Source organism: Rhabdonatronobacter sediminivivens (assembly GCF_013415485.1).
Classification (GTDB): Bacteria; Pseudomonadota; Alphaproteobacteria; order Rhodobacterales; family Rhodobacteraceae; genus Rhabdonatronobacter; species Rhabdonatronobacter sediminivivens.
In genome coordinates, this window is the sequence record NZ_JACBXS010000023.1 from 63,415 (window position 1) to 69,991 (window position 6,577).

The following is a 6,577-nucleotide window of genomic DNA, read 5'->3' on the forward strand; positions in this document are numbered from 1 at the left end:
GCCCTTTCGCGGTCGCCCCATGTTCGAATTCTGCGCCGACCCTTCGATCCTGCCGACAGGGCAGTGGTTTGCCTGCTACCTGACCAGCGGGACGCATATGGCGTTCTACCGCTCGTTCCTGGTGGTGATGCTGCTGCTGGCGATCACCGCGCCTGCGGCGCTGGCCATGGGCATACTGGGCGCCTTGGCGCTGCGGTCGGATTTCGCGCCGGTCAACCTGCTGGGGCGCGGCTATGTCAATCTGGTCCGCGGGGTGCCGGACATCGTGTTCTTCCTGTTCGTGCCCATCGCGCTGGGGCAGGGGATCGAATGGGTGCTCCATCAGATCAACTGCCCGGACTGGGACCAGCCGATCCGCCAGGGCAATGATTTCATCGTTTGCCGCGAGGCCAAGATGCCCCCCGTGGGCGCCAGCGCCTGGACGCGCAATGTCTACGGCTTCTCCATGGCAATCATCGCCTTCGCGCTGGTCTTCGGCGCCTTCGTTGCCAACACGCTCTATGGCGCCATGCGCGCCGTCCCGCAGGCCCAGATCGAAACCGCCGAAAGCTACGGCATGACGCGGGCCCAGGCGTTCCGCCGGATCGTGCTGCCACAGATGTGGGTCTTCGCGCTGCCCGGCCTGTCGAATATCTGGCAGATCCTGGTCAAATCCACGCCGCTGCTGTTCCTTCTGGGCATCCAGGACGCGGTGTTCTGGGCGCGCGAACTTGGGGGCGCCAAGACCTCGCTCTATACCTACCCGCACCCGGACTGGCGGGTCTGGTATTTCATGGTCCTGCTGATCTTCTATCTGTTCCTCACCTGGGGGAGCGAGCGCAGCTTCGGCTGGCTCACCCGCCGCCTGTCGCGTGGGCAGGCCACCGCCGAGGGCGAGCGCCTGCGCCGGGGGGCGGCATGACCACCACGCCGCCCCGTCCCCATTTTCTTGCTTCAAATACTCCGGGGGGAGGCGTGCTTGCGCGTCGGGGGGCAGCGCCCCCCTCCGCCGCCGACAACCGCGCACCGGCCCCGCCCGAGGGCACCCCATGAGAACCTGCGCCGAAAGCTTCCAGGGCTATGTCCTGCGCCCGCTGGGGCGGGACTATGGCGAACGGCTGCTGCCGCGGGGCCTGGATATCACCTTCTGCGACCAGCTTTTCCTGATCGGCGGCGGGCTGTTGTGGAACATCTATTTCGCGGGCCTCGCCATCCTCTTCGGCTTCTTTCTGGCCACCGGCGTGGCGCTGATGAAATTCAGCGCCAACCCCTGGCTCTGGCGCCCGGCCTCGGCCTTTGTCTTCTTCTTCCGGGGTTCGCCGCTTTTCATCCAGTTTTTCTTCTTCTACTCGGCCTTCATCCTGCTGCCGCGCACAGGGATCGACATTCCGCTTGGCTTTACCACGCTGACCGTCCAGACCTCGGCGTTGACCACGGCGCAGGTGGGCGGGCTCTTCGTGCTGATCCTCAATACCACCGCCTATTCGGCCGAGCTGTTTTACGGCGCCCTGCGATCCGTGCCCAAGGGCGATCTGGAGGCCGCCGACGCCTATGGCATGGGTGGCCTGACGAAATTCCGCCGCGTGGTCTGGCCGAACATGCTGCGGCTGGCCTGGCCCAGCTACACGAACGAGGCAATATTCCTCACCCACTCCACCACGCTGGTGTTCCTGTCCGCCTTCCCGGCCCGCCAGCAGTCCGGCGAGGCGTTCTACTACGCGCGCTACTTCGTGGATCAGACGTTCAACCCCTTCGTGGCCTATCCGATCGTGGCGGCGTATTTCATCATGCTGACTCTGATCATCATCGGTCTGTTCGGGCTGGTCAACCGGCGCCTGAACCGGCATCTTCCGCAGGAAAAGCGCCAACGCATCCGCTTCCGGCCGCAATATATAAGGTAGACCATGCAGGACTGGCTCGCCGCCCACCCCGAGGTTCGAAACATCCGCATCGCCGCCGCCGACCTGAACGGCCAGGCCCGCGGCAAGCGTATTCCCGTGGCCAATGCCGCCAAGCTGGGCACCGAAGGCGCGCGGTTTCCGTTCTCGGCGCTCAACCTCGATGTCTGGGGCCATGACATCGAGGACAGCCCGCTGCTGTTCGACACCGGCGATGCCGACGGTGTGCTGCGCCCGACAGGGCGCGGTCCGCTGCCGATGCCATGGATCGGCCCCCAGGCCGCGCTGGTGCCGATCTGGATGTTCCATGATGATGGCCGCCCTTTCGCGGGCGATGCACGCCATGCGCTGGACCGGGTGCTGGACCGCTACCGTGCCCGGGGAATCACACCGGTTATGGCGACAGAGCTGGAATTCTACCTGATTGATGACTCGGGCGAAGGCTTTCGCCCGCCGCCCTCGCCGGTTTCGGGGCGGCATTACCAGGGCGCCGACACCCTGGCCCTGCGCGCGCTTGATGCCTTTGACGGGTTTTTCAACGATCTTTATGACGCCTGCGAGGCCATGGGCATCGCCGCCGACACTGCCAGTTCCGAAGCTGGCCCGGGCCAGTTCGAAATCAACCTGCTGCACGGCCCCGACCCGATGAAGATGGCCGATGACACCTGGCTGTTCAAGCTGCTGGTCAAGGGGCTGGCGCGGCGGCACGGGTTCGCGGGCTCCTTCATGGCGAAACCCTATGACGGGCAGCCGGGCAACGGGTTGCATCTGCATTTTTCCCTGCTGGATGCCGAAGGGCGTAACCTGTTCGACGATGGTGGGCCAAAGGGCACCGACATGCTGCGCCATGCGATCGCAGGCTGCATGGCGGCGATGCCCGGCAGCACGCTGATCTTCGCCCCGCATGCCAATTCCTATGCGCGGATGGTGCCGGGTGCCCATGCGCCCACGGGCGTGTGCTGGGCCTATGAAAACCGCACGGCCTCAATCCGGGTGCCTTCGGGCAGTCACAAGGCGCGGCGGATCGAGCATCGGGTCGCGGCGGGGGATATAAATCCATACCTGATGATGGCGGCTGTTCTGGGGTCCGCGCTGAACGGGATCGAGGATGCGGCCGACCCTCCGGCACCCATCACCGGCAATGCCTATGCGCAGGATATGCCGCATTTGCCATCGGACTGGGCTGCGGCGGTTGCGGTCTTCGAAACCTGCCCGCATGTGGCGCGGATATTTGCGCCGGAGTTGATCGACAACATGCTGCGCACCAAACGCCAGGAAATGCGTGAGGCGGCGGCGCTGGACACGAACGCGCTGCGCGATCTGTATCTGGAGACCACCTGACCCGTCTGGGCGCCGCTGGCAGGGAGCGCTCCCGCCCCCTGTCGCAGCGGCGCGTTCCGCGCCACAGCACAGGCGTTGGGCCGGGCAGCGCGGCGGGGCCGCGCTGCTGCAGTGCCTTGCAGACAAGGGGGCGGCTGCTTGCAGGTCACGGAATCCGGGTATTTTGGGCAAGATGAAGCGGCAATCCGGGGCGGGGGGTTGCGCCACTGCGGGGGCCGGGTAGGGTTGCCATCGAAGCAGTTTGGGGGCGTTCATGTCTTTAGCACGGCGCAAGATCATCATTGATACCGATCCCGGGCAGGATGATGCGGTGGCGATCCTGCTTGCCCTGGCCAGCCCCGAGGAGATTGATCTTCTGGGGATTACATGCGTGGCCGGGAATGTGCCGCTGGAACTGACGGAGCGCAATGCGCGCACTGTCTGTGAACTGGCGGGGCGACCCGATGTGAAGGTGTTTGCCGGGTGCGACCGGCCTCTGAACCGCCCCCTGGTCACGGCAGAGCATGTGCATGGCAAGACAGGGCTGGACGGGATCGATCTGCCCGCGCCGCGCATGGCGTTGCAGCCCGGGCACGGGGTGGATTTCATCATCGACACCCTGCGCGCCGAACCTGCGGGGTGTGTGACGTTGGTGCCGATCGGTCCCTTGACCAATATCGCCACCGCCTTCCTCCGCGCGCCGGATATTGTTGAAAAAGTGCAAGCGGTGGTGCTGATGGGCGGCGCCTATTTCGAGGTTGGTAACATTACTCCGGCGGCAGAGTTCAACATCTATGTGGACCCGGAGGCGGCGCAAGTCGTCTTCAACTCCGGGGTGGAACTGGTTGTTATGCCTCTGGATGTGACGCATAAGGCGCTGACCACCCGGCCGCGGGTCGAGGCGTTTCGGAAACTGCCAGGGGCGGTGGGACCTGCGGTCGCCGCCTGGACCGATTTCTTCGAAAGGTTCGATAAGGAGAAATACGGGTCGGAAGGCGCCCCCCTGCACGACCCGTGCACCATCGGCTGGCTGCTGCGGCCCGAGCTGTTCGCAGGCCGCCGGATCAATGTCGAGATCGAAATCGAGGGGCGCTATACCCTTGGCATGACTGTTGCCGACTGGTGGGGCGTGTCCGGGCGTGCGCCCAATGCGCTGTTCATCGGGGATATCGATGCCGAGGGGTTCTTTGCGTTGCTGACCGAGCGATTGGCGCGGCTGTAGCGCGCGGGATCACGGCACGATCCGCCGATACCGCACCCCCGCCAGCGAGGCGCCGGCAATCAGCCCGGACTGGCCAAATACCACGGCGATCACCGGAGCGAATTGCGTCGTGGTCTCGGCCCCCATGCTTCCGCCACGTGTGGGCACCGCGTAGCGCAGATCGGCGCTGGCAGCCCAGCCTTCGGAGCGGCGGAAATCCGACAGGGCCTGTTCGGTCATGAAGAACAGGGCATGGGCGTATTGCTGTGCGCCAGCCTGCAGACCAAGACTGGCGCGGGTGGCGGAATAGTAATCCACAGTTGCATCATTGATGCGCAATGCGCCTTGCCCATAGGCGCCACCGACGAAGAGCCCCGCCTCGGTCACGACGGGAATGAAAAGGATCCCGTGAGATTTGTCGAACAGTTCATTCAGGCTGGGGTAATTGTTCTTCAGGAAGTCGCGGGCGGCGTCTACCCGTGCGTCGAGCCGTTCGGGGCCGTCGCTGCCGATGGGATTGCCGCAGGCGGCCAGAAGAGCAAGGGCGCCCAGCCCCAGGGTGACCCCCCTTCGGTCAAGGTCGGGGCCGGTCCGTGTGATGCCGCTCATGATGTGCCTCGTTCATGGGTTCTGCTTCGGATGACCGTGTTGGGCCGGTCTTTTCAGACGAAACCATACGTCAGACGGGCCTTGCTGTCACGCCCGGGCCGGTCACATGGGCGGTGCGTCGCCCGGCATGCGGTCAGGCGCGCAAAAGCGCGGCCACGCGCGGGGCGAAATAGCTCAGCACCCCGTCGCATCCGGCGCGCTTGAAGCACAGCAGGCTTTCGAGCATGACCTTGTCTCCGTCCAGCCAGCCATTCTGCGCCGCGGCCATCAGCATCGCGTATTCGCCCGAGACCTGGTAGGCAAAGGTCGGCGCGCCGAACCTGTCCTTTACCGCGCGGCAAATATCCAGATAGGGCATGCCGGGCTTGACCATGACCATGTCGGCGCCTTCATCCAGATCGCGGGCAACGCAGGTCAGCGCTTCGGCGGTATTGGCGGGGTTGATCTGATAGGTCTTCTTGTCCCCCACCAGCCGCGTGCCCGCGCCCACAGCATCGCGGAACGGGCCATAGAAGCCGCTGGCGAATTTGGCGGCATAGCTGAGGATTGTCACATCGCGGTGGCCTGCGGCCTCCAAGGCGCTGCGCAGCGCGCCGATGCGCCCATCCATCATGTCCGAGGGGCCAAGGATATCCGCCCCGGCCTCGGCCTGGGCCAGACCCATCTTGACCAGTGCGGCGACGGTCTCGTCATTGACGATCTCGCCCTCCACCACGAACCCGTCATGGCCATTGGCGTTATACGGGTCCAGCGCGATATCGGTCATCACCGCCAGTTCGGGAACTTCGGCCTTGATCGCGCGGATGGCGCGGTTGGTTAGGTTCTCGGGGCTCCAGGCCTCTTCGCAGGCTTCGGTGCGCAGCGCGGCGTCGGTATAGGGAAAGAGGCAGATCGCCGGAATGCCCAGATCGGCCGCCCGGGCCGCAGCGGCGACCACCTTGTCGATGGACAGCCGCGCAACACCGGGCATCGAGGGGATGGGGTCTTCGACACCTGTGCCCTCACGCACAAAGACCGGCCAGATCAGGTCGGTGGTGCCCAGTTGATGCTCCTGAACCATGTCGCGCAGGGCGTTGGTGCGGCGCAGGCGGCGCATACGGGCGGCGGGAAAGGGGGCGGGGCTACGGGTCATGGGCGGGCCTTGGATGACGGTTTCAGCTGACATGCCACGCGGAACGGAGCTTGCCAAGGCCATCCGCAGGCAAGGGAAAGCCCGCGGTGTTTATGGCACAGCAAGACCTTGCCGCATTCCGGTGCAGTTTTTCAACGCAGTATGTATTCTTAAAATCGATACTATGAGTGGTAAAAACGAATTTGCCTATGGTTCGGTTTTGAATATGCTTGGCCACGAAAACGAACGGACACTGTGCAGTCCCTGGGGCGGTCCGAAGCAGCCTCTCCGGATCTTCGAGGCCTGATTGCCGCAGTGCCGTTGGAGTGTCTCAACAGAACCGAGGAAGAGAATGACGCACCCCCCTGTTGACGTTAACGCGCGCCGTTATCCCTGGCCTTTGGGGCCTGCGGTTGTGATCTGCCTTGACGGGTGCGAACCGGCCTATCTGGAGGCGGC

7 protein-coding genes are annotated in these 6,577 nt (G+C 64.6%); 5 read left to right on the forward strand and 2 right to left on the reverse strand.

Annotated features, from left to right (window positions below):
* The first annotated feature begins 19 nt into the window (after nucleotides 1-19).
* The 4 genes from HUK65_RS11970 to HUK65_RS11985 all read left to right on the forward strand — a co-directional run bounded on the left by HUK65_RS11970 (nucleotide 20) and on the right by HUK65_RS11985 (nucleotide 4,419).
* On the forward strand, nucleotides 20-901 hold the full coding sequence (locus tag HUK65_RS11970; protein ID WP_179906502.1) for an ABC transporter permease: 882 nt from the start codon (nucleotides 20-22) through the stop codon (nucleotides 899-901).
* Nucleotides 902-1,028: 127 nt separating this feature from the next.
* On the forward strand, nucleotides 1,029-1,880 hold the full coding sequence (locus HUK65_RS11975; RefSeq protein ID WP_179906503.1) for an ABC transporter permease: 852 nt from the start codon (nucleotides 1,029-1,031) through the stop codon (nucleotides 1,878-1,880).
* Nucleotides 1,881-1,883: 3 nt separating this feature from the next.
* Nucleotides 1,884-3,218, forward strand: a complete 1,335-nt coding sequence (locus HUK65_RS11980; RefSeq protein ID WP_179906504.1) for a glutamine synthetase family protein — start codon at nucleotides 1,884-1,886, stop codon at nucleotides 3,216-3,218.
* Between the two features lie 253 nt (nucleotides 3,219-3,471).
* The gene (locus tag HUK65_RS11985) at nucleotides 3,472-4,419 is read left to right on the forward strand and encodes a nucleoside hydrolase (RefSeq protein ID WP_179906505.1); all 948 of its coding nucleotides are present in this window, start codon (nucleotides 3,472-3,474) and stop codon (nucleotides 4,417-4,419) included.
* Between the two features lie 9 nt (nucleotides 4,420-4,428).
* On the opposite strand, the gene HUK65_RS11990 is transcribed toward HUK65_RS11985, so the two are convergent.
* Both HUK65_RS11990 and hemB read right to left on the reverse strand, forming a co-directional pair.
* The gene (locus HUK65_RS11990; protein ID WP_179906506.1) at nucleotides 4,429-5,007 is read right to left on the reverse strand and encodes a lipid-binding SYLF domain-containing protein; all 579 of its coding nucleotides are present in this window, start codon (nucleotides 5,005-5,007) and stop codon (nucleotides 4,429-4,431) included.
* A 133-nt stretch (nucleotides 5,008-5,140) separates the two neighbouring features.
* The gene (gene hemB, locus HUK65_RS11995; RefSeq protein ID WP_179906507.1) at nucleotides 5,141-6,139 is read right to left on the reverse strand and encodes a porphobilinogen synthase; all 999 of its coding nucleotides are present in this window, start codon (nucleotides 6,137-6,139) and stop codon (nucleotides 5,141-5,143) included.
* 31 nt (nucleotides 6,140-6,170) lie between these two features.
* On the opposite strand from hemB, the gene HUK65_RS12000 reads away from it, so the two are divergent.
* Entirely contained in the window at nucleotides 6,171-6,425 is a 255-nt protein-coding gene (locus HUK65_RS12000; protein ID WP_179906508.1) for a hypothetical protein, read from the forward strand.
* Nucleotides 6,426-6,577: the final 152 nt, after the last annotated feature.

What these genes read in the sequence shown, in the direction of transcription:
- HUK65_RS11970 (WP_179906502.1), top strand. Translation starts at nt 20, where the DNA reads ATGTTCGAATTCTGCGCCGACCCTTCGATCCTGCCGACAGGGCAGTGG.
- HUK65_RS11985 (WP_179906505.1), top strand. Translation starts at nt 3,472, where the DNA reads ATGTCTTTAGCACGGCGCAAGATCATCATTGATACCGATCCCGGGCAG.
- hemB (WP_179906507.1), bottom strand. Translation starts at nt 6,139, where the DNA reads ATGACCCGTAGCCCCGCCCCCTTTCCCGCCGCCCGTATGCGCCGCCTG.
- HUK65_RS11980 (WP_179906504.1), top strand. Translation starts at nt 1,884, where the DNA reads ATGCAGGACTGGCTCGCCGCCCACCCCGAGGTTCGAAACATCCGCATC.
- HUK65_RS12000 (WP_179906508.1), top strand. Translation starts at nt 6,171, where the DNA reads ATGCCACGCGGAACGGAGCTTGCCAAGGCCATCCGCAGGCAAGGGAAA.
- HUK65_RS11990 (WP_179906506.1), bottom strand. Translation starts at nt 5,007, where the DNA reads ATGAGCGGCATCACACGGACCGGCCCCGACCTTGACCGAAGGGGGGTC.
- HUK65_RS11975 (WP_179906503.1), top strand. Translation starts at nt 1,029, where the DNA reads ATGAGAACCTGCGCCGAAAGCTTCCAGGGCTATGTCCTGCGCCCGCTG.